Source organism: Sorangium sp. KYC3313 (genome assembly GCF_052075895.1).
Classification (GTDB): Bacteria; Myxococcota_A; Polyangia; order Polyangiales; family Polyangiaceae; genus Sorangium; species Sorangium cellulosum_B.
Genome location: NZ_CP197255.1, coordinates 5,950,307 through 5,969,996, shown reverse-complemented (window position 1 = coordinate 5,969,996; position 19,690 = coordinate 5,950,307). Strand labels below are relative to the sequence as shown.

Genomic DNA, 19,690 nt, shown 5'->3' with positions numbered 1-19,690 from the left:
GGACGCCCAAGCACGGCGGCTCGCGCGGGCAAACTGGCAAACACGGATCTTCCGGAACGACCCGGAAGGCGAAGCCGACGCCGACGCTCGTTTCTGGGCGCAGATGTCGCCGGCCGAGCGCGTCCTTGCCGCGTGGGCGCTGAGCCAGGAGATGCATGCCCTTGCCCACCCCGATGCTCCCCCCGCTGAGCCCGGACTTTCGCGATCCATTGTACGAGTTATCCGCAGCTGAGGCGCGCTTCCTCATCGTGGGCGGGTACGCCGTCGCGCTCCACGGCCGCCCGCGGGCGACCAAGGACCTCGACGTCTGGGTCGATGCGACCAAGGACAACGCGCCGCGTGTCATGGTGGCTCTGCGCGCCTTCGGCGCGCCTCTCCAGGGCCTCGTCGAGCGCGACCTCGAGACACCGGGCGTGGGGCTGCAGATCGGCATTCCCCCGCAGCGCATCGACGTGCTCACCCACACGAGCGGGCTCCACTTCGAAGAAGCGTGGCCGAACCGCGTCGAGATCGCGCTTGCGCCGGATCTCCTCTGCCCGTTCCTCGGCCTCGCCGATCTGCTGCGAAACAAGCGCGCGGCAGGGAGGCCACAGGACCTCGCCGATGTGGCTGCGCTCGAAGCTGCAAAAGCCCAGCCGCCAGAGGGATGAATCCTATCCGCCCGGGTGAGCGAGCGCTGCGCTCCAGCACACTCTCCGCCCGGAGGCCAGGGTGCGTGCAGCGCAGCGCCTCGGCACCAGCTCAGCCAGGGGCCTCCGTCACGAGCTCCGGGACGACAGGAGTCGCCCCCGGCTCCTCCCCGCTGCCACTCCCACCACCGCCTCCGCCATCACCGCGCCCGTCCCCCTCGCCTCCCTTCGGCGCCTCCTTCCTCGACGACCGGGCCGAGTTGGGCCTGCCCACCGCGAACAGCGACGGGAACCGCTCCTGGGTGCGCGAGCTCTTCCGCCACAGCCACAGCGCTGCCGCCCGCACCTCCTCGTAGCGCAGGCAGAGCAGCGTCCAGACCCGCACGTACCGGTCGAAGGCCTGCCGAGCCCTCGGCGTCATCGCCGTCGAGAGCTTCTGGATCATCGCCCCGGCCAGCTCCCGCGCGCGCGCCGCGTCGTCGGCCCGGTAGTGCTTCGGGTCCGCCTTCACGACGTCGGCGCGCAGCTCGTAGATCCGCGCGTAGCCGAGCAGATCGTTCGCGAGGTCGCGGTGCCCGGTGCCCGGCCGCAGCCGGTCGAGCTCCGGCTTGATCGCAGGGTCGTCCGCGAGCTGGTACTCGCACAGCGCCTGCATGCGCGCCTCGACCTCCAGCCCCTCGGTGACCAGCGCGACCGGCAGCCGCGCCTCCGTCTCGAGCGCGCCGGCGGCCCGGGCCTCCGCGAGCGCGTGCAGCGCGGCGAAACACGCGAGTTCCAGCTCGTCGACGTGCGTGACGTCGAACTCCTCCCGGGGCAGCCGCGCGAAGCGCGCGCGCACGTCGGGAGAGGACACGAACCCGACGACGCCGAGCGCCGCATACGTGGCCGCCTCGACATCGATCCTCACGGTGATGAGCTCGGCCTCGGCGAGGCGGTCGAGCTCCGGGGCGAGCGCCTCGAGCGCCTTCTTGCCAGCCGCCGGATCGTAGATGGGCGGAGCGTACGACGGCTCTCCAGAGGCGGCAGCGGTCACGGAGCGCTTCTTCGACTTCGTCACAGCAGGCATATCTCTCCTCCTGAAATCTCCTCGAAAAGGGAGTCTGTTGGTTGCGTTCGACCCGAGCCGCCGCCGCGCCGCGCAGGCAGCGCGAGCGAACGATGGACCAGGGCCACCGGGACCGAGCGCGTCGCGCGAAGGGGATCCGTCGCCCGGCGTCCTTCCGTCCCGTCGAAGAGATCAATCGGGAGCGCGACCCCGGTCGGGTCACGGAAATCGACATGGGTCTGTCGATTTCTTTGCGGCTCCGGCGGGCACGGGTCCTGCGTGCGCGGAGGTCCGCTACTACGAGAAAAAGAGGCCAGCCGGGCTCTCGGCAGCTCTCGGCAGCCTCCGCCCAGAGCTTCAGCTCTCCCGGCGGCCTCCGACAGCCTCCGCCCAGAGCTTCAGCTCTCCCGGGAGCCTCTCGACAGCCTCCGCCCAGAGCTTCAGCTCTCCCGGAAGCCTCTCGACAGCCTCGGGGAGGCTATGTGGGGGCCGCTGCCAGCGGTAACCCGCTCGACGCGGCGGAGAGCAGCCACCGCTACATCGTCAGCACCAGCTTGCCCACGGTGCTGCCCGACTCGATCGCCCTGTGCGCCTCGCCCGCTCTCTCCAGCGGGAACGTCTTCACCGGCGGCGCCGAGAGGCGCCCGTCCTCCACCCAGCCCACGAGCCGCTCCATCGCCTCGCGCAGGATCTCCGTCTTATTGAACAGGTACGAGAGGTTGAAGGCCAGCACGCTCTTGTTGTCGTTGCAGAGATCGAGCGGGTTGAAGCGCGGCATCCGGAGGAAGTCGACAGCGAGCTTCGGATAGCTCGGGCGGCCGCCCTGCCGCGGAAGCATCGTGTGGAAGCCGTACACGACGAGCTTGCCGGCCGAGGCCACGTGCCGGTAGCTCTGCCGCAGCGTCTCGACCCCGTTCGCGTCGAGGACCACGTCGTATCCCTCGGGCGCGAGCCGCTCCGCCGCCGCCCACAGCGGCTCGCAGCTCTTGTCGATCACCGCGTCGGCGCCGAGGCGCCTCGCCGCCTCGACCTTGTGCGCCGCGCCCACCACGCCGACCACCCGGCAGCCCGCGATCTTGCCGAGCTGCACGAGCGCGCTGCCGACGCCGCCGGCGGCCGAGTGCACGAGCAAGGACATGCCCGGCCGCAGCCGCACGAGCTCGAAGAGCGCGTAGTACGCCGTCATGAACACCGCCGGAAAGCCGGCCGCCTCCTCCGGTGTGAGCCGCGCCGGCAGCGGGAAGACCTGGTGTCGCGGGACCGCGACGCGCGAGGCGTAGCCGCCGAAGCGGGTCACGCCGAAGACGGGCGCCCCGGGCGCCAGATCGGAGACGCCCTCGCCGAGCGCGGCGACGGTGCCGGAGAACTCGAAGCCGGGCGTGATCGGCCAGCCGACGTACTTCTTCGCCGACTCGTAAAGGCCCATCCGGACGACGCAGTCGGCGTAGTTGACGCCCGCCGCCCGCACGTCAACGAGCACTTCGCCGGGCGCGGGGGCCGGATCGGGGTGCTCCTCGACGCGGAGCTTGTCGTGGCTGCCGGGCTCGTGGACGACGATCTTGCGCATGGGCACCTCCTCTGCCGACGTGGCCTCACCGCGGCTCGGACGCCGCGGAGCTCAGTTGATCTGCACCGAGCCCCCCTGGATCCGGTTCACGCCGGAGGACCGGGTAAGCAGGTAAGCGCCCCGAATCAAGATCTTCCCGGCGCGCGTCAGCGTGATGCTGGCCTTGCCGCACTGGAGCACGATCTCCTTCTCCGCGGTGAACACCAGCCGCTCGCCGTCCGCGGTCGCCGTCGCCCCAGTGCGCTCGACGGCGCTCGCGCTCTCCCCCGCCACGTGCATCCGCCCCATCACCACCGGCCTGTCGCGCCGCCCCCCCTCGAACAGCAGCGCCACCTCCCGCCCCTCGTCCTCCGGCCCGAGCGCCGTCATCGCCCGCGCCGGAATGCCCCCACGCGCCCCATCTCCGAGGATCGCAGCCTCCACGAGCGGCTCGCCGTTGTCTCCGAACCCGACGATCCGCCCCACCACGACCCCGTCGATCGGCCCAGCCTTCTCAGCCTCCGCCCGGACGCGCTCCTCGTGCGCCGCGACCACCAGCTCGAGGAGCCCCTCCACGCCCTCGATCGCTCCCCCGTCCCCCTCACGCTCGTCCGCCCCCTCCCCGCAAGCGACCGCCGCCTCCCCTTCCCCCTCCTCGATCAGGATTTCCTCGCCGCTCGGCTCCGCCGCCGGTGCCCGTCCATCGTCCCTCATTGCCCTGCTCCTCTGCTCCCCCTCATCCCCGAAGCGCCCGCGATCCCCTCCATCGGCCTCAGTTCACCGCCACGTTTCTCCCCTTGTTCTCCACGTTACCAGAGCGCTCTCCGGTATTTCTCGCTGAAACGAGGCGACCCTCGGGAGGGGGTCGAGTCGAGCTTTCCGCACAGGCCTTCCCGGGACTGGCCCACCTGGCGGCGCCCCCACGCTCCGCCCCCCAGGTGTGCTAGACCGCCGCCCCGAATGCGCATCGCGCTTGTCTATCCGCCGACCTGCGACCCCACGGCCCCGTACCTCGCGGTGCCGATGCTGACCGGCTTCCTCCGCGCGAACGGCGTGGAGGTCCTGCCCGTCGACGCGAACGTCGAGGCCTTCGACGCGCTCCTCACGCCCGAGCGCATGGCCGGCCTCCGCGACCGCCTCGAGGCGCGCCTCGGGGAGCTCGACCGCCGCCCCGCGCTCGCGCACACAGACCAGCTCGAGTACCTCGCCCTCGCCCGCGCGCGCGGCGACGCGCACGCCGTCCCGGAGGCGGTGGACCTCGCCAAGGCCACGCTCCGCTCCCCTGACGCCTTCTACGATCCGGACGCCTACGCCCGCGCTGTCGCGACGCTCGACGCGGCGCTCGGCGTCGTGTCCGCCACGCACCACCCGCTCAAGCTCGACTTCACGGCGTACCGCACGCCGTTCGGCCTCACGTCGATGGACGAGATCGCCCGGTCGAGCCGGCCGGAGCACGACCCCTTCGACGCCTGGGTGCAGCAGACGCTCGTGCCCCGGCTCCGCGACGCGCGCGCCGACATCGTGGGCCTCTCCGTGTGCTTCCCGGGCCAGCTCCAGCCCGCGTACGCGTTCGCGCACAAGATCAAGCAGGCGCTGCCCGGCGCGCACGTCACGTGCGGCGGCCCCGGCGTCACGCAGCTGCTCCTCCGGCTCTCGGGGGAGCGGCTCGCGCGCGCGCTCGGCCCGTTCGACTCGGCGTGCCTGTTCGAGGGCGAGCACACCCTCCTCGCGCTCGCGCGCGCGCTCGACGAGGGCCGGCCGCTCCGGGACGTGCCGAACGTGGTGGTACGCGACCGCCTGATGGGCGCGCGCTGGACGTCCGGTCACGGCATGGAGGACCTGAAGGCGCTCCCCGCGCCCGACTTCGATGGGCTCCCCCTCGACGCGTACCTCGCGCCGGCGCTCGTGCTCCCGTACGACCCGACGCGGGGCTGCTACTGGGGCAAATGCACCTTCTGCCATTACGGGCTCGCGGAGGTCGGCACGGCGGCGTACCGCGAGCGCGCCGTCGAGACCATCGTGGCGCACCTCGCGGCCCTGGGCGCGCGGCACGGCACACGCCACTTCTACCTGTCGCAGGACTCGGTCGCGCCGAAGACGCTCGTGAAAATGGCGCAGGCGATCCTCGACGCCGGCCTCGACGTGCGGTGGGCCACCGACCTCAAGCCGGAGAAGTACCTGACCAGGGAGCGCGCGGACGTGCTGCGCCGCGCGGGCGCCGTCGCGTGCGCGCTCGGCGTCGAGTCCGCGTCGCCGCGCGTCCTCGGCCTCATCGACAAGGGCGCGCCCGTCGAGGTCGTCTCCGACGTCATCGACCACCTCGCGTCCGCGGGCGTGGCCGCCGAGGCGATGTGCTTCACGGACTTCCCCACCGAGACGCACGCCGAGGCCGTCGAGACGCTCGACTTCCTGCGCGCGCGGCGGGAGGCGCTCGCGGTCTACATCGTCGGCGAGTTCGGGCTGACGCACGGCTCGCTCGTCGCGCAGACCCCGGAGCGCTTCGGGATCGACGAGGTGTTCGCGATCGAGGGCGACGAGCTCGGGCTCGGCCTGTTCTTCGTCCCGCGGGAGCCGTGGAAGACCGACGCCGAGCGCGCCGACGTCGACACGCGGCTCTCCGACCTGTCGCGCGGCTGGACATTGCGCAGCTACCCGTGGGCCGGCGCCGTGTCGACCGCGCACACGATCCTCCAGTACGACCGCTTCGGCCCCGGCGTCTTCCGCGATCGCGCGGCGCGCCGCCCCGACGACAGCATCCCCGGAGCCAGCACCATCGAGCGCGGGCTGCGCTTCGATCCGCGCGCCGCCGAGCACGCGGAGGCGCGCGAGGCAGAGATCTGGGCGACGCTCGTCCACGAGGAGCGGCGCGTGGGGCGCGACGCCTACGAGCGGCTCGCCCGGTCGTTGCCGCCGCTCCGGCCGAGGCCGGTCCGCGTCAGGTTCGTCGCGGGCGCCGCGCCGGCCGTGACGTCGGGGCGACGGCCGTCGCACGCGACCAGCGCCGCACGCTGAGCCTCGCCTCGGCCCGAACAGGAACGGCGATCGACGCATCACGCGATGGCTCGCCGTTGCGCATCGAGGCATGGCCGAGCCCATGACCTGAGGCGATGGTGAGCATCATGCCGGCTCTCTCCAGTTCTCCAGAACCAGTGGGTAGCCGGCTGATTGAACACGGCTGTAGTCGGACGTGTTGCCTGTCACGAGGGGCAACCCATGATGGATCGCCGTCGCGGCGATCATCGTATCCGGTACGCCGATCGGCGTTCCGGCCATCCGCAGGTCGGCCAGGATGCGACCAGAGAGCTCGGCCGCGGTCGCATCGAACAGCAAGACATCGCTCCGGTGTGCCATTTCCAGGAACCGCCGCGTCTTCTGGTCGGCTCGCTGCTGCGAGTACCCAGCGACGACCTCCATGACCGAGACGACGGAGAACGTGAAGCGGCCGTAGGCAGCGATATACGAGCGCGCGCGCTCCACGACAGCCAGGCTCCTGGCCTTGGTGATCTCGGACGGAATGTCCGTGTCAAGGAGAGCCCTGCTCATCCTCATCCTCTTCCTCCACATCGCGCAGCCTGGAAGAGCGACGATTTTCCCGGACAACCTCCATCATGGCATCGACGGCCCCGGGGTCATCGGCGAAGAGCCCGATCAGGGAGGGTGCTGCCTCGGCTTCACGCGGCAAGCCCTCACTCGCGGATCCATCCGCGAGCTCATGGACCACACGCTCGATGAGCCGGAGCCGCTCCTGGACCGGCAGGCCCTGGATGGCCTGGAAAATCTGCTCGACGCTGGTCACGGGGCCGACCTCCTGTTCGCACGAACCACAGCCAAGCGTACCCCGATCCGAGGGCGCACGGGGTTCCCCTCTCCGTGCGCAGGCGGGCCCCCCCGCCTGGGCCGGCTCGCAGACGCCCATCAGCGCGCCCGCGACCCGCTCCCCGGCGAAGGGACCTCCCCCCGGGCCTCCTACACCGCCGCCGCCCCGCCCCCGCTGGCCGCCTGCGCGCGCGCCCGCTTGCGGACCATGATCTCCGGCGACTCCGCGACCGCCATCCCCACGAGGCGCATGCCCTCCAGGAAGTGCTTCACCCCGCTCCGGACGAGCTCGTGGCTCGCCTCGCCGACCTCCGGGTAGCCCTGCCCCGCCGCGTCGGGCTGCACCTTGCCCCAGTTCGCGAAGAGGCGCCCCCACGGGCTCTCCAGCACAGGGGCCATCTTCTCCTTCGCATAGCGCGGGTACCAGAACATGTCGTGATACGTGACCGACGCCACGTAGGCCCAGGGGGCGAGCCACGTCTTGAGCGACCACTCGATCGGCTTCTTCAGGGGACCCCAGTAGATGCGGTGCTGGTTGCGCGAGGCGAACGTCATCTCCTTGAACGGGCCATCGAAGTTCCACTGCTCGTTCGCCGCGTCCACGTCGCCCACGAGCTCGATGTCGCGCACGTCGCCCGTCCCGAGGCCGAGGTCGTGCGCCAGCCGCACGAACTTGAGATCGCGCAGCGGGTCGAACCCCATCAGCTTCGCCGCCACGGCGTCGATCGCCACCTGGTCCGAGGACGCGAGCAGCACGTTCTTCACGTGCGGCACCATGCAGCGCGGCCCCGGGCCGTCGCCCGCGAAGGTCCCGTCCATCACCGCGAAGACCCCGCGGTGGATCTTCTTCTGGATCATCAGGAGATCCACGAGCGTCTCGTGGATCACCGGGTGCGTCCAGTGCCGGTGCTCGTTCAGGAGGCCGCCGAACGCGTTCTTCATCGCGCCCGTCGTCGTCGTGAAGATGTGGGTCTTCACCGTCGGCAGGTGGATGATGTTCTCCCCGATGAAGCGCTTCGGGATCGAGAACCCCTTCGGGTACACCTCGTTCAGACAGAGGAACTTCTTCCGCAGATCGCCGACCGCGTCCCCGATCGGGATCCACTCCTCCCCTTCGTAGAGGTGGACGTTGCGCAAGCCGTGCGCCTGCACGACGTCGATCTGCTTGTTCTCGCGCTCGCCGAGGTGGGCGTCGATGACGACCGTGCGGTTGTGGCAGGCGTGGATCAGGTCCTTCGAGTACCCGTCCTGCGTCATCGCCCGGATGACCCCCTCGAGCTGCCAGGGCGTCGTGGATGAGCTCGGGTAGAAGAAGTGCCAGGAGATGTTCACCTTGAGCGCCGTGTCGGCGTCCTTGGCGACCACATCCTGGTAACCGGCCAGGTTCATCAGCCGGTGGTAGTCCGAGAGCACCGTCGCAGGCGACGTGCGGATCACAGCGACCTTCGATTTCGGCATGGCGGGGTTCTTATAGCCTGTCCGGAGTCGCCCGTTCCGGGAAGTTGCAGGGCGTCCGCGTGGAGCCTCCGTGCAGACGCTGCCAGCAGGGAGCAGCGCGGCGCAGGCGCGCGCTCGCCCGAGGCCCCTGTTCCGCGCCCCGCGCACGCGCGGGTCCACCCTGTCACGATCGAGGCATCTTGCCCCAGGCACGAGGCGCCGCACGCGCGCCCGGACGGAAGCGGCTGGGCCGATCTCGGCGCTGCCCGCCTCGCGCCGCGGAGAACGCGCCGGCCGACAGCCTCTGCCGCCGGGCGGCACGGGGGCTGCAACTGGCCACGTCAGGGAACAGCAAGGAACCGCGGCGAACAGCCGCCGTCAGGAACCACGTTGAGGTCGTCCCCACGAAGACAACGGATCGACCCCTGAGACCCCCTTGGAGGACATCATGCTCGGCTGGACTGTCACCTTCTTCATCATCGCGATCATCGCCGCAATCTTCGGCTTCGGCGGGATCGCCGCCAGCGCCGCGTCGATCGCGAAGATCCTGTTCGTCGCGTTCCTGGTGCTCGCCGTGATTTCGCTCGCGCTCGGGCGCCGCATGCCGGCATGATCCGGAGACAGGGAGGAGGCCATGAAGAACGCGTCGCAACCGCGGAACGGTGAGAGGAACGGTACGTTGAACAGCACGTTGAACAGCACGCCGAACATCGCGCCGAACGGTGAACCCTGGAAGCCCGGCGCGCCGCAGCCGGCGGCGAGCCCCCCCGGCGAGACGCCAGCGACGCCAGCGACGCCGGCGACGCCGGCGACGCCAGCGACGCCGGCGACCCCCGGCTCGCCCGGTCGCACGTCGCCGGACCGCGAGATCCAGCTCCCGGGGACGGCGCAGCCCGGAGGAGATCCGGGGACGAGGCACCAGCCCGAGGTGCCTGCGCCCGCGCCCACGCAGGAGATCCCGGCGCCGCCGCCTCACGAGGTCCCCGGCCACGATTTCCCGCACGCTCGGAGCGATCCCTAGGCGATATGCCAGAGACTCCCGCCGTCCCTCCCGCGCCCGGCGCCGGCGTCCGGCAAGGCCGCTTTCGCCGGGCGCTGGCCCGCGCGGCCGCGGTGTCGGCCAGCGTGATCGGCCTGGGCGGCGTCTTCGTCGCCGCGGCGGCGGTCGGCGCCGTCATCCACCTGAACGCCGGGTCGACCCGCAACCTGATAAGGCAGCTCGTCAACGACACCCTGCGGTCCACCCTCGAGGGGCGGATCGAGATCGAGCACGTCGACCGCCTCGGCCTCTTCACCGCCGACATCTCCAGGGTGACGGTGAGCCACCCGAACGGAACCGAGCTCCTGCGCGTCAGCGGCGTCCACGCGGACTTCAACGCGCTCTCGATCGCGACGGAGCTCCTCCTCGGCGACGGCGACCTCGCCGTCACGATCCCGCTCGTCCGGGTCGCGGACGCGGACGTGCTGCTCGAGCAGGACGAGCAAGGCGCGCTCACCCTGGCCGAGGCGTTCACGCCGACGCCGCCGGAGGAGCCGCCCGCCGAGCCTGCGCGGCCGCTCCGCCTCGAGCTGTCGCGCGTCGTGCTCGATCGCGCGGCGGTCCACGGCACCGTCGCGCCAGGGAGCCCCATCGACGCGACGATCGAGGACCTCGCCGGCGGCGTCGTCGTCGCGGACCGGAGCCGGTACGCGCTCGAGCGCGTGCGCATCACGGAGCGGCGCCTGCTGCCGGTCCCGGTCGAGGCGACCAGCATCTCCGGGAGCGTCAGCGTGCCCGCGGACGCGCCGATGGAGCTCACCGCGAAGCTCGAAGGGAGCGTCGGCGCGATCCCGCTCACGGCCGAGGGGACCCTGAAGGACGAGCGCCTCACGGCGCGGGTCTCGTCCGCGCGCGTGACGCCCGAGGCAGCCCTCGCGATCGATCCGAGCGCGCCGCTCGCCCGGCCGCTCTCGGTGCTGGTGACGGCCGACGGAGCGCTCTCGGACCTGGCCGTCACGGCGCGCGTCGCGGTCCTCGCTCCGCTCGTCGCGAGCGACGCCGTGACCGGCGAGGTCACCGCCAGCGCCCGGCTCGACGCGCTCGATCCGAAGCGCATCACCGCCGAGGTGCGGATCTCGGAGCTCGACCCGCGCGCCTTCGTCGGGGCAGCGCCCGCCGCGCGGGTGAGCGCGGAGGCCCGAGGGGAGATCCACCTCGACGAGGAGGGCGGGCCGCGCATCGTCGCCGAGGCCAGGACGGAGCCGTTCGTCGTCGCGGGGCAGCGCGTGCCGGCGACCGAGACGCGCGCGACCCTCGAGCGCGGCGCGCTGCGGGCCGCGGCGACGATCCACGAGCCCGGCGCGCCCATCGAGGCCAGCGTCACCCGCTCGAAGGAGGGGGTGATCGAGTTCGCGGCGCAGAGCGAGATCCCGTCGCTCAGCGCGGTGCAGCGCGTCCCGCGCGGCATCCACGGCAGCGCCGCGCTCCACGTCGAGGGAGCGCTCAGGGACGAGGCGCTCGACGCCAGGGCGACCGTGCGCGTCGCCGGGCTCCGCGTCGGGTCCGATCTGCAGCTCGGGCGCGGCGAGGTCCGGGCCAAGGCCAGGGGGCCGCTCGACAAGCTCACGATCGACGGCGTGTTCCGCGGAGCCGACCTCCGCGCCCAGCAGTACGCGTTCCGCAGCGTGGCGGCGAGCGCCGCGGGGCCCGTCACGGCGCCGCACGTCCGCGTGTCGCTGGCCAGCGCGGAGCGCCGGATCACGGCCTCGGCCCGCCTCGATCTGCCGCGGAGCGAGGCGCGGCAGCTCCGCGTGGAGGTGGCGCGCGGGGAGGACGAGGTGACCGCGCAGGCCGCCCGCGTCGCGTGGGACCGCGGAATCGCCCTCCGCGGGCTCGCGCTGCGGGGCGACGGCGTGGGGGAAATCGAGGGGAGCCTCTCGCTCGCCGGGGACGAGATCGAGGGCGACCTCCGCGGCACCGCGATCGACCTCGCGCGCATCGCCGACATCACCGGCGCGCCGCGCGGGATAGGAGGCCTCGCCAACCTCGACGTGTCGGTGCACGGCCGGGGGGCGCGCCGCGCGGGGCGCGTCCAGATCGAGCTCGAGGACGGCTCGGTCCCGGGCGTGGCGCCTCGGCTCTCGATGAACGTGACGGCGCGCCTCGACGGGGAGGCGCTGAAGGCGGACGGCCTGGTCCGGCTGCTCGCGCCGCCCGCGCAGGCGCGGGAGGCCCAGCGCCGGGGCGCGACGCCCGACCCGACGTTGACCACGGCCTTCGACGCGGCGCCGCAGCAGAAGGCGCCACCCCCGCCGGAGTGCCACGGCGCCATCGCGCGCGTGCTTGTCGACGGGAGCGCGGCGAGGCTGCGCGGGCCGCTCCTCTCGGCGCGCACATGGCAGACCGTCACCGGCTCGGCCCGCATGGACGCCGACGCCTGGCAGCTCGGGTGCCTGGCGCAGGTGTCGCCGGTCCCGCTCGCGCTGAGCGAGCTCGCGGGCCGGCTCACCGCGCGCCTCGCGGTGGCGCGCGAGGCGGGAGAGCGGCTCCCGTCGGTGCGGAGCCTCCTTGTCCGCACGGAGGGCCTGCGCGCGGCCGGGCCGATCGACGCAAAGACCGGCGCGCCGGCGTGGGTGTCGAGGAAGCTCGACACGCGGATCGCGGGGGATCTCGACGCGAAGACCGGCGACGCCCACGTCACGCTGTCGGTGTTCGATCGCCAGCTCGTGGCGGAGCTCTCGGCCGCGCTCGACGCCGATCTGCCGGCGCTCCTCGCCGATCCGGCCGCGGCGCTCCCGCGGACGTCGATCGCCGCGCACCTCCGCGTGCCGCGCCGCCGGCTCAACGATCTCGCCGAGCTTGCCGCCTTCGGGCAGCGGACGCCGGTGCTCTCCGGCTCCGCGGGGCTCGACGTGTACTTCGCGGGAAAGCTCGCCGAGCCCCGGCTCGTGGCCCGCGCGATGGCCACGAACGTGAGCGGCACGGCCGGCCCCTCGCTCTTCGGGAAGGTCCGGCTCGACACGCTGCTCGTCTATGACGGGCGCGACGCCGCGCTCGACGCGTACGCGTTCCGCGGACCGATCACCTACCTGACGGCGAAGGCGAAGCTGGGCGCGGACGCCGCCGCCCTCCTCGGCGGGGTCCCTTCCGCTCGGCGCTTCAGCAACGGCAGCCTCGAGGCGAAGATCGCGGATCTGCCGCTCGCGGAGGTCCCCGTCCTCGCCGACATGCAGATCGGCGGCGAGGCGCGCGGCGAGATCTCCGTGCGCGGGCTGTTCGAGGCCGCGCCCGAGGTCAGGGCGCACCTTCAGTTCCCGGGCCTCACGCTCGGCCCCGACACGCGGTACGAGACCGCCGAGGCGTCGCTCGACATCGGGCCGCCGGGCGGCGCGGGGCGCACCGCGGCCGTGGCCAGCGTGCGGCTCGAGGGGCGCGACGGCGGCCGGCTCGAGGCCAAGGCCGAGGCGCCCATGGTGTGGGAGGCGAACGTGATCCCGACGCTCACCGACGACAGGAACGCCTCGGTGTCGCTCGCGGTCGATCGCTTCCGCCTGAGGGCGCTGGAGCCGTTCGTGCAGGGCTCGGTGAACCGGCTCGACGGCATGCTCGACGGCGAGGTGCGGCTCGGGCTCGGCGCGCAGGCGGGCTTCTCCGGCGAGATGCGCCTCGAGGACGGCGTCGTCCAGGTGGCCACGATCGGCCAGCCGTTCGAGAACGCCTCGTTCCGCGTCGCCGCGAGCCCCTCCGGCGAGCTCCGCGTCGACGACCTCCGCGCCGACGCAGGCAACGGCCAGATCCGCGGGAACGCGACCCTCCAGATGGAAGGGCTCGCATTCCGGAACGCCCGCGCCGAGCTCTCGATCCCCAGCGGCCGGGCCCTCCCGATCGCGCTGGAGGGCGTCCCGATGGGCGAGGTGCGCGGCCGGGTGGCGCTCGCGGCGGAGAAGCGGGCCGAGGAGATCGCCGTCCGCGTCGACGTGCCCTCGCTCGATCTGACGCTGCCGCCCACGATCGGGCGGAGCGTACAGCCCCTCGGCGAGAACCCGACCATCACGACGTCGGCGCCGCTCAGCCAGCAGGACTACGAGGCGCGCCGAGCGCCGGCCGAGCCGCCGGAGCAGGCGAAGGGGAGCGCGGGCGGCACGCCGATCACCATGGAGGTCCACCTCGGCAGGATCGGCGTCGAGGGCGACATGGTGCGGGCCTCGCTGTCGGGGGATCGGGCGCACCCCCTCCGCATCAAGATCGCGGGAGAGACCGAGATCCGGGGCAACGTGAACATCGTGTCGGGCAGGCTCGAGGTGCTCGGCAAGGAGTTCGAGATCGAGCCTGGCGTGGTCGCCCTGCAGGGGGATCCGTCGAACCCGTTCCTGAACGTGAGGGCGTACCACGACACGCCGGAGGGGACGCGCATCTTCATCGACTATGTGGGGCAGCTCAACCCGATCACCGAGGACAAGATCACCTTCCGTTCGGAGCCGCCGCGCCCGGAGAACGAGGTGATCGCCGAGCTCCTGCTCGGCAGGGAGTTCGCGGAAGGGACGCTGGCGGGCGGCACGTCCACCGCGCAACCCGGGTCGGGCGGCGGCAGCGCCGCCGGCGGGGTCGCGGCCAGCGTGGGGACCGGGATCGCGTCCGCGCAGATCAACATGATCCTCCAGAGCATCGGTCCGCTCCGGAACTTCGAGACGAGGCTGGGCACGACCGAAGAAGGCGCGCTGAAGACGACCGTGGGCTACCAGCTGGGGCAGCAGGTGACCGCGAGCGCGACCTACGAGGCGGGGCCGACGGGGCAAGGACAGGGGCCAGGGTCCGGGGGCGGCAACACCGGCGCGCAGGCGCGCACCGAGGTGAGCCTCGAGTGGCGCTTCCGCCGCGACTGGTCCCTGCGGGCGGCGATGGCCACCGGAGCGAACCCGGCGACGAGCCTCGACCTGCTCTGGAAGCACCGCTACTGAGCGCCGTCGCGCTGCGGGCGCGCTCGTTCGTCGTCAGGGCGGCGCGCCCCCCTCGACACCGGTTGCGCCGGCTCAGCGCGCGACGCAGATGCCGCCGCAGTCGGCGCCGATCGGCGGGCTGCAGTCGTCGCCCGGATCGTCGATGCAGGTGAGCCCCTCGGGGCACGGGCGCGCCGTGATGCCGCCGCACGCCTGCGGCCGTGGCTCGGGCACCACGCAGATGCCGCCGCAGTCCGCCCCGCCGTGCTTCGGGTCGCAGTCGTCGCTCGGATCGTCGATGCACACGAGCCCCTCGGGGCACTCGATCCCCGCGAACCCCCCACAAAACGGCGGCTTGGGCGCCGGCTCCACGCAGATGCCGCCGCAGTCCGCCCCGCCGCGCTCCGGGTCGCAGTCGTCGCTCGGATCGTCGATGCACTCGAGCCCGTCGGGACACGGGAAACCCGCGAATCCCCCGCACATCGTCGTCGGCGGGTCCTCGACGCACACGCCGGGACAGTCCGCGCCGCCGTGCTCGGGGTCGCAATCGTCGCTCGGATCGTCGACGCAGGCGAGCCCGTCGGGACAAGCGGTCCCGAGGAACCCGCCGCACGTCTCTGATCCGGGCGGATCCGGCGGCCCTCCGGTGTCGCCGCCGCCGTCCCTCTGGCAGCCCACGAGCCCGATCACGATCAGCAAGAGACCCATCCCTTTGTGGCGCATCAGAACCTCCGCGTTGCGTTTGTCCGAACCCCACCATGAAGCAGCTTCGGTGCCACGGGAAGCGGACGCAATTCGGGCGGAGCGCGCGATCCTCGTCGCGGGCACCGCGATCGCGGTGTCTTGCTGTGTCGCGGTTGTGCCAGCGGCTTGACGGGAGGGCCTGCGGGCGCGCGTGGAGGTCGTCTCCTCCGCGAGCCCAGGGGCGGCGTATGCATTGTATGCATTCCGCGCGCCGCCCCTGGGCGGGTTGCGTCGATGGAGGCGTCGGCGCGTCAGAGGGCGGTGGAGAGCCGGTCGAGCACGGCGTTCATGATCGGCCGATAGCCGTAGTCAGGCGACGAGGTGTCGGCCAGCTGCGCCGGGCAGATCGACCCTGCGACCCCGCGCTCCCCCAGGCTCCGGATCAGCTGCAGCTCGCGGAGGCCGGGATAGGCCTTGGCGTGGTCCTGAATCGTGGAACGCGCCCCGAAGTCCCCCGGATTGTTCGCGCCTTCCGGCTTGCACAGCGGGCTGTTGCTGCGCCAGCCGGCGATCTCCCTGCAATCGCACGACTGGGCCGTACCGTCGCAGTTGCGCTCCTCGAAGAGGGGGAAGATGCAGGCGTACTGGAGATCTCCAGTGCTCCCCTCCGGGATCGTGTACTCACGGCCGTTGATCGCGTTCCAGCCCGAGACGTTCGGGTGGACGAGCGGCTCACCGGTGATCGGGTTCTCGCCCGAGCGGGGCGCCGCCGACTCGATCATGAGCGGATCCGCGGGCAGGATGTAGTTCGCCGGATCGCCGAGGACAGCTTCCCAGGTGCTGCTGAGGGTCGTGCCGGACGGCGGGTCGGCGAGCTCGGCGGCGCTCTTGAGCCCGCCGACCGACTGGCCGAACTGGTTCAGGCCGCCCAGGAGATCGGGCTCGCCGATCGCGTTCTGGCGCGCGAGGTCCTGCCACGGCACGCCGACGATGCCGGTGAACATGACGTGCTGCGGCCCTCGGGTCCGGATGTTGTCGTCGCTCGGGTCCAGATCCGAGAAGATCGGGTTCGGCACGAGCTCTCCGCTCCTCGACACCACCATGGGCTCCGTGAGCGCCCGGGTGTATCGGTCGACCGGGTAGAGGAAGTCGAATCCGAAGCGGCGCTTCTGGTCCCAGCACCGGCTGTTCACCGGGTCTTCCGCCGCGGTGAGCCTGGCGTCGTTGCCATCAGGGCCGGTGCAGGCCGGATCGCTGGGGCAACCATCCTGTTTCTGGGAGCAGGACCTGCAGCACGGATCGTTCGGGTCGGTGGCGCACTCGCTCCGCGGCCGCCACAACCTGAAGCCCTGTCCCACCTCGGCGACGAGGTAGTTCTTGCCTTCGTCCCTGATCGAGCAGTCGTTCTCGTCGGAGAGCATCACGATGAGCAGGAGCGAGTCCGGCCGGAGGAAGGCCTTCCGCTGCGCCAGGAGCGTCCTGTCGATCCCTGCCGGTTCGGCGCTGTCGTTCACGAGACCGATCGTCGCGTACGGCTCGGGATCGACGAGGAAGCGATAGAAGCTCTCCAGCGGCGCCTCGAAGCCGCACCCGGCTTGCCCGACCCCTTGCACGATGTCGCCGAGCTTCCCGGCGAGCGCCACCGGATCGGAGTCTCCCGCGGGGACGTGGCTTCCGGTCGGGTCCCACACGAGGAAGCCCTTGTCCTGGTAGGTCGGCAGGTCGTTCACCCCCGTCGACGGGTCGGAGCGCGCGAGGAGGCGGGCCATGTCGGCGGTCGAAGGGGACGCGGCCGGACTGCAGGCGCTCGACCCGTGGCCGCCGAGGCTGCTGCTGATGACGCCGATGTGCATGTCCTGCACCGGGGTGCGCACGCGCAACGTGCCAGCGGGGCATGCGCTCAACCCGCTCGGAGGCCGGACGCCCGGAGCAACACCGGTCGGATCCACGCAGAGCGGGTTGGCCAAGCCATCGACGAAGTCGGCGAGCGCCAGGCGCATCACTTCCTGCTTGTCCGCCATCGAGACGGAGTTATCGACCACGAAGAGGAGATCGACCTTGTCCGGCGTGAACTCCGGCGGGGTCCAGACGCCACCCCCAGTACCATCGCTGCCGCCGCCACCCCCGGTAACACCGCTGCCGCCGCTACCCCCGGTACCATCGCTGCCGCCGATTCCCGAGCTGGAGCTGGAGCTCCCGCCGGGCCCGCCGAGGGAGACGTCGACTTGACATGCCACGAGCGAGACGGCGCTCAGAACGAGAAAGGGCGACAGTGCTCTTGATAGCCTCGAAGACATAATTCCTCCTTGCGCGGTGCCGTGACGCGCCGTCCAACACCGGCAGTGACCAAACGTGAAGGGACGCCCGCTCCGCTTCCCATTTCAAAAAAGCCACCTGGCCCCAAACGACGCGGACAGCCCCCGTTCACGCCCCTCCCCCCGGATCGTCCCCCGCAGATCGCAGAGCGGGGCTCTCCCGCACAGGAGACGGGCCCAGATCGGCGTTTTCGGCGCGGAAGCGCACTCAAGCGCGCTGAGCACCGAAAGCGTAGAGATGGGTCCGTCTCCGAAGCGGGAGCGCTCCGCTCAACTGCCGTCCACCAGAAGTCCGCAGAGAGAGAATTCAACGCAAAGGCGCCAAGGCGCAAAAAGAGAAAATTCTCGTGCATTTTTGCGTATTTGCGTCTTGGCGTCTTTGCGTTGAACTCTCGCTCGGCTCGCGAGGCAGATCCCTGTCAGGACTTCTGCCCCTCGGTCTAGTGAGTGGTGAAGGAGCGGAGGCGAGGGACGTGCGGGCTCGACGGATAGGCGAGGAGGAACGCCGACGCGCGCTGCGCGGCCGACGCGCGATCGCCGCTCTGCCAGAGCGCCTCGATGGTGAGCGCCTCGCGCTCCTGCGCCAGCGCGCCGCCGGGGAAGCGGAGCCGCGCCTGCTCTGCGATCCTCAGCGCACCGGCGGCGTCGCCGCGCCGGAGCGCCGCGCGCGCGTCGCCGAGGAGCGTCAGCTCCTCGCGCAGCCGGCTCTCCCGCAGCGCCGGGCTGGACGCGCCCTCCGCGCCGACCGCAGCGCCCGTCGCCTCCGGCACGGGCGCCGCTTCGAGGACGTCCGCCCCAGCCGCGGGCGACGCGCTCGCGGCGCGCTCCGATAGCGGCGCGCCCGGGCTCGCGGGCGTCGCGGCCGCGCGGGAGCCGGTCCGCGCGGGTGACCTGTCCGGCAGTGGTGCCTCGGCCGGCGGAAGCGGCCTCGATCGCAGCGGCGCCTCGACATGCGGCGGCGGCTCGGCAGGCGGCGCCAGCTCGACAGGCCGCGGCGGCTCGACAGGCGGCGGCTCGACAGGCCGCGGCTCGGCCTGCGCGGCAGGCCCACGATCCGCAGGCAGAGGAACTGGCCCGGATGCCGGCGTCGCGACGACCTCTGCGGTCTCGACGATCCGAGCCGGCGGCGCCTCGCTCGACGGGGCCACGACGACATAGCCGGCGACGATCAGGCCCCCGCAGGCGGCGCCGAACAGCATCGCCTTCAGGATACCCGCAGCGCCCGCCGCTGCGGCCACGCCGCCGGTGACCACCGAGCCGGCAGCGCCGGCGCCCGCCGCAGCGGACACCACCTTGCCCGCGGACACGGCCGCGGCGATCTCGCCAGCGCCCGCGGCCACGCTCGCCGCGCCACCCGCGCTCGCCGCGCCGCCCACGCTCGCCGCGCCGCCCGCGCTCGCCGTGCCACCCACGTTCGCCGGGAGCGCCCCTCCCGCGGCGCCTTGAGCCCCTCCGAGCGCGGCGGCTCCGGCGAGGCCGATCTGCGCGGCCATCGCGGCCCACACTTGCTCCTGCGCCCCGTCGGGCGGGTCCGCCGACGGCGCTGCGCGCAGGAGCTCGCGCTCCATCTCGAGCGCGTTCGCCTCGGCGTCGAGCCAGCGCACCGGATCGCTCATCGCTCCCCTCCCGCGCGCTTCCAGACGGGTTGCCGCTCCACCTCCGGCAGCGGAAGGACGACCGAGGGATGCCCCTCGGGCACCGGCGCGGCCTCGACGGCCGCCTTCAACACGGGCTGCGACCGCATGACCCGGGGCCCGCCCACGTGGAACTCGTCGCGCGCCTTCAGGCGCGCGACGGCGCGGCGAAACGCATCGCGGGCGAGGCGGAGGCGCGAGTAGACGGTCCCCAGCGGGACGTCGAGCAGCTCGGCGACCTCCTCGCCGCCCATGCCGTCGAGCTCGAAGAGCGTGAACACGGCGCGCTGCTCGAGGGGCAGCTCGTCGAGGATCGCCTCGAGCAGCGTGATCGCCTGCCGCCGCTCCGCCTCCGCGCCAACGTCGGCCCGGTCGTCGGCGCAGTCGAGCAGCGGCTCGTCGTCGTGAGCGCGCCGCCTCATATGCGCGAGCTTCCGCCGGTCACGGGCGGCGTGAAAGCAGATACTGTATAGCCAGGTTGTAATCTTCGACCGACCCTCGAATCCGGACAACCGCCGATGGACGACCAGGAACACGTCCTGGACCGCGTCGGCGACGTCGCTCTCGGGCACGCCGAGGCGTCGCAGCGACCGCCACACGAACCGGAAGTGCTGCGCATAGACCTCTCCGAAGGTCATCCTGTCCTGCCGCTTCTCGCCATGCCCATC

Annotated in this window: 15 protein-coding genes; 5 read left to right on the top strand and 10 right to left on the bottom strand. The window is 72.2% G+C overall.

Going from position 1 to position 19,690, the window contains the following annotated elements; genetic code table 11:
* The first annotated feature begins 155 nt into the window (after positions 1-155).
* Entirely contained in the window at positions 156-650 is a 495-nt protein-coding gene (locus ACSRUE_RS23245; RefSeq protein WP_441292916.1) for a hypothetical protein, read from the top strand.
* A gap of 91 nt (positions 651-741) precedes the next feature.
* On the opposite strand, the gene ACSRUE_RS23240 is transcribed toward ACSRUE_RS23245, so the two are convergent.
* The 3 genes from ACSRUE_RS23240 to ACSRUE_RS23230 all read right to left on the bottom strand — a co-directional run bounded on the left by ACSRUE_RS23240 (position 742) and on the right by ACSRUE_RS23230 (position 3,775).
* On the bottom strand, positions 742-1,695 hold the full coding sequence (locus ACSRUE_RS23240; RefSeq protein WP_441292915.1) for a hypothetical protein: 954 nt from the start codon (positions 1,693-1,695) through the stop codon (positions 742-744).
* A gap of 514 nt (positions 1,696-2,209) precedes the next feature.
* Positions 2,210-3,241 (bottom strand): synaptic vesicle VAT-1 family membrane protein, encoded by a 1,032-nt coding sequence (locus ACSRUE_RS23235; RefSeq protein ID WP_441292914.1) that lies wholly within the window; start codon positions 3,239-3,241, stop codon positions 2,210-2,212.
* Between the two features lie 51 nt (positions 3,242-3,292).
* The gene (locus ACSRUE_RS23230; RefSeq protein WP_441293119.1) at positions 3,293-3,775 is read right to left on the bottom strand and encodes a DUF6484 domain-containing protein; all 483 of its coding nucleotides are present in this window, start codon (positions 3,773-3,775) and stop codon (positions 3,293-3,295) included.
* 405 nt (positions 3,776-4,180) lie between these two features.
* Between ACSRUE_RS23230 and ACSRUE_RS23225 the strand changes: the two genes are divergently transcribed.
* On the top strand, positions 4,181-6,232 hold the full coding sequence (locus ACSRUE_RS23225) for a B12-binding domain-containing radical SAM protein (RefSeq protein ID WP_441292913.1): 2,052 nt from the start codon (positions 4,181-4,183) through the stop codon (positions 6,230-6,232).
* Between the two features lie 105 nt (positions 6,233-6,337).
* On the opposite strand, the gene ACSRUE_RS23220 is transcribed toward ACSRUE_RS23225, so the two are convergent.
* The 3 genes from ACSRUE_RS23220 to ACSRUE_RS23210 all read right to left on the bottom strand — a co-directional run bounded on the left by ACSRUE_RS23220 (position 6,338) and on the right by ACSRUE_RS23210 (position 8,494).
* The gene (locus ACSRUE_RS23220; RefSeq protein ID WP_441292912.1) at positions 6,338-6,763 is read right to left on the bottom strand and encodes a type II toxin-antitoxin system VapC family toxin; all 426 of its coding nucleotides are present in this window, start codon (positions 6,761-6,763) and stop codon (positions 6,338-6,340) included.
* On the bottom strand, positions 6,744-7,016 hold the full coding sequence (locus tag ACSRUE_RS23215) for a hypothetical protein (protein ID WP_441292911.1): 273 nt from the start codon (positions 7,014-7,016) through the stop codon (positions 6,744-6,746). Before ACSRUE_RS23215 ends, ACSRUE_RS23220 begins: the two co-directional genes overlap by 20 nt.
* Positions 7,017-7,186: 170 nt before the next feature.
* Positions 7,187-8,494 (bottom strand): DUF362 domain-containing protein, encoded by a 1,308-nt coding sequence (locus ACSRUE_RS23210; RefSeq protein WP_012237659.1) that lies wholly within the window; start codon positions 8,492-8,494, stop codon positions 7,187-7,189.
* A gap of 427 nt (positions 8,495-8,921) precedes the next feature.
* Here ACSRUE_RS23210 and ACSRUE_RS23205 point away from each other — a divergent pair, with 427 nt between their 5' ends.
* The 3 genes from ACSRUE_RS23205 (at position 8,922) to ACSRUE_RS23195 (ending at position 14,410) form a co-directional block, all read left to right on the top strand.
* Positions 8,922-9,086: a DUF1328 family protein gene (locus ACSRUE_RS23205; protein WP_012237660.1), complete on the top strand. Its 165-nt coding sequence runs from the start codon at positions 8,922-8,924 to the stop codon at positions 9,084-9,086.
* A 66-nt stretch (positions 9,087-9,152) separates the two neighbouring features.
* Positions 9,153-9,494, top strand: a complete 342-nt coding sequence (locus ACSRUE_RS23200) for a hypothetical protein (RefSeq protein WP_441292910.1) — start codon at positions 9,153-9,155, stop codon at positions 9,492-9,494.
* 5 nt (positions 9,495-9,499) lie between these two features.
* Complete coding sequence (locus ACSRUE_RS23195; RefSeq protein WP_441292909.1) at positions 9,500-14,410, top strand: translocation/assembly module TamB domain-containing protein; 4,911 nt, start codon at positions 9,500-9,502, stop codon at positions 14,408-14,410.
* A 72-nt stretch (positions 14,411-14,482) separates the two neighbouring features.
* Here the strand turns inward: ACSRUE_RS23195 and ACSRUE_RS23190 are convergent, their stop codons facing one another.
* The 4 genes from ACSRUE_RS23190 to ACSRUE_RS23175 form a co-directional block, all read right to left on the bottom strand.
* The gene (locus ACSRUE_RS23190) at positions 14,483-15,112 is read right to left on the bottom strand and encodes a hypothetical protein (RefSeq protein ID WP_441292908.1); all 630 of its coding nucleotides are present in this window, start codon (positions 15,110-15,112) and stop codon (positions 14,483-14,485) included.
* A gap of 272 nt (positions 15,113-15,384) precedes the next feature.
* Entirely contained in the window at positions 15,385-17,310 is a 1,926-nt protein-coding gene (locus ACSRUE_RS23185) for a hypothetical protein (protein ID WP_441292907.1), read from the bottom strand.
* A 518-nt stretch (positions 17,311-17,828) separates the two neighbouring features.
* The gene (locus ACSRUE_RS23180; protein WP_441292906.1) at positions 17,829-19,004 is read right to left on the bottom strand and encodes a hypothetical protein; all 1,176 of its coding nucleotides are present in this window, start codon (positions 19,002-19,004) and stop codon (positions 17,829-17,831) included.
* Positions 19,001-19,660 carry an RNA polymerase sigma factor gene (locus tag ACSRUE_RS23175; protein ID WP_437766377.1) on the bottom strand — a complete coding sequence of 220 codons (660 nt, stop codon included), beginning with the start codon at positions 19,658-19,660 and terminating at the stop codon, positions 19,001-19,003. The genes ACSRUE_RS23180 and ACSRUE_RS23175 overlap by 4 nt, the downstream gene beginning before the upstream one ends.
* Between the last annotated feature and the right edge of the window lie 30 nt (positions 19,661-19,690).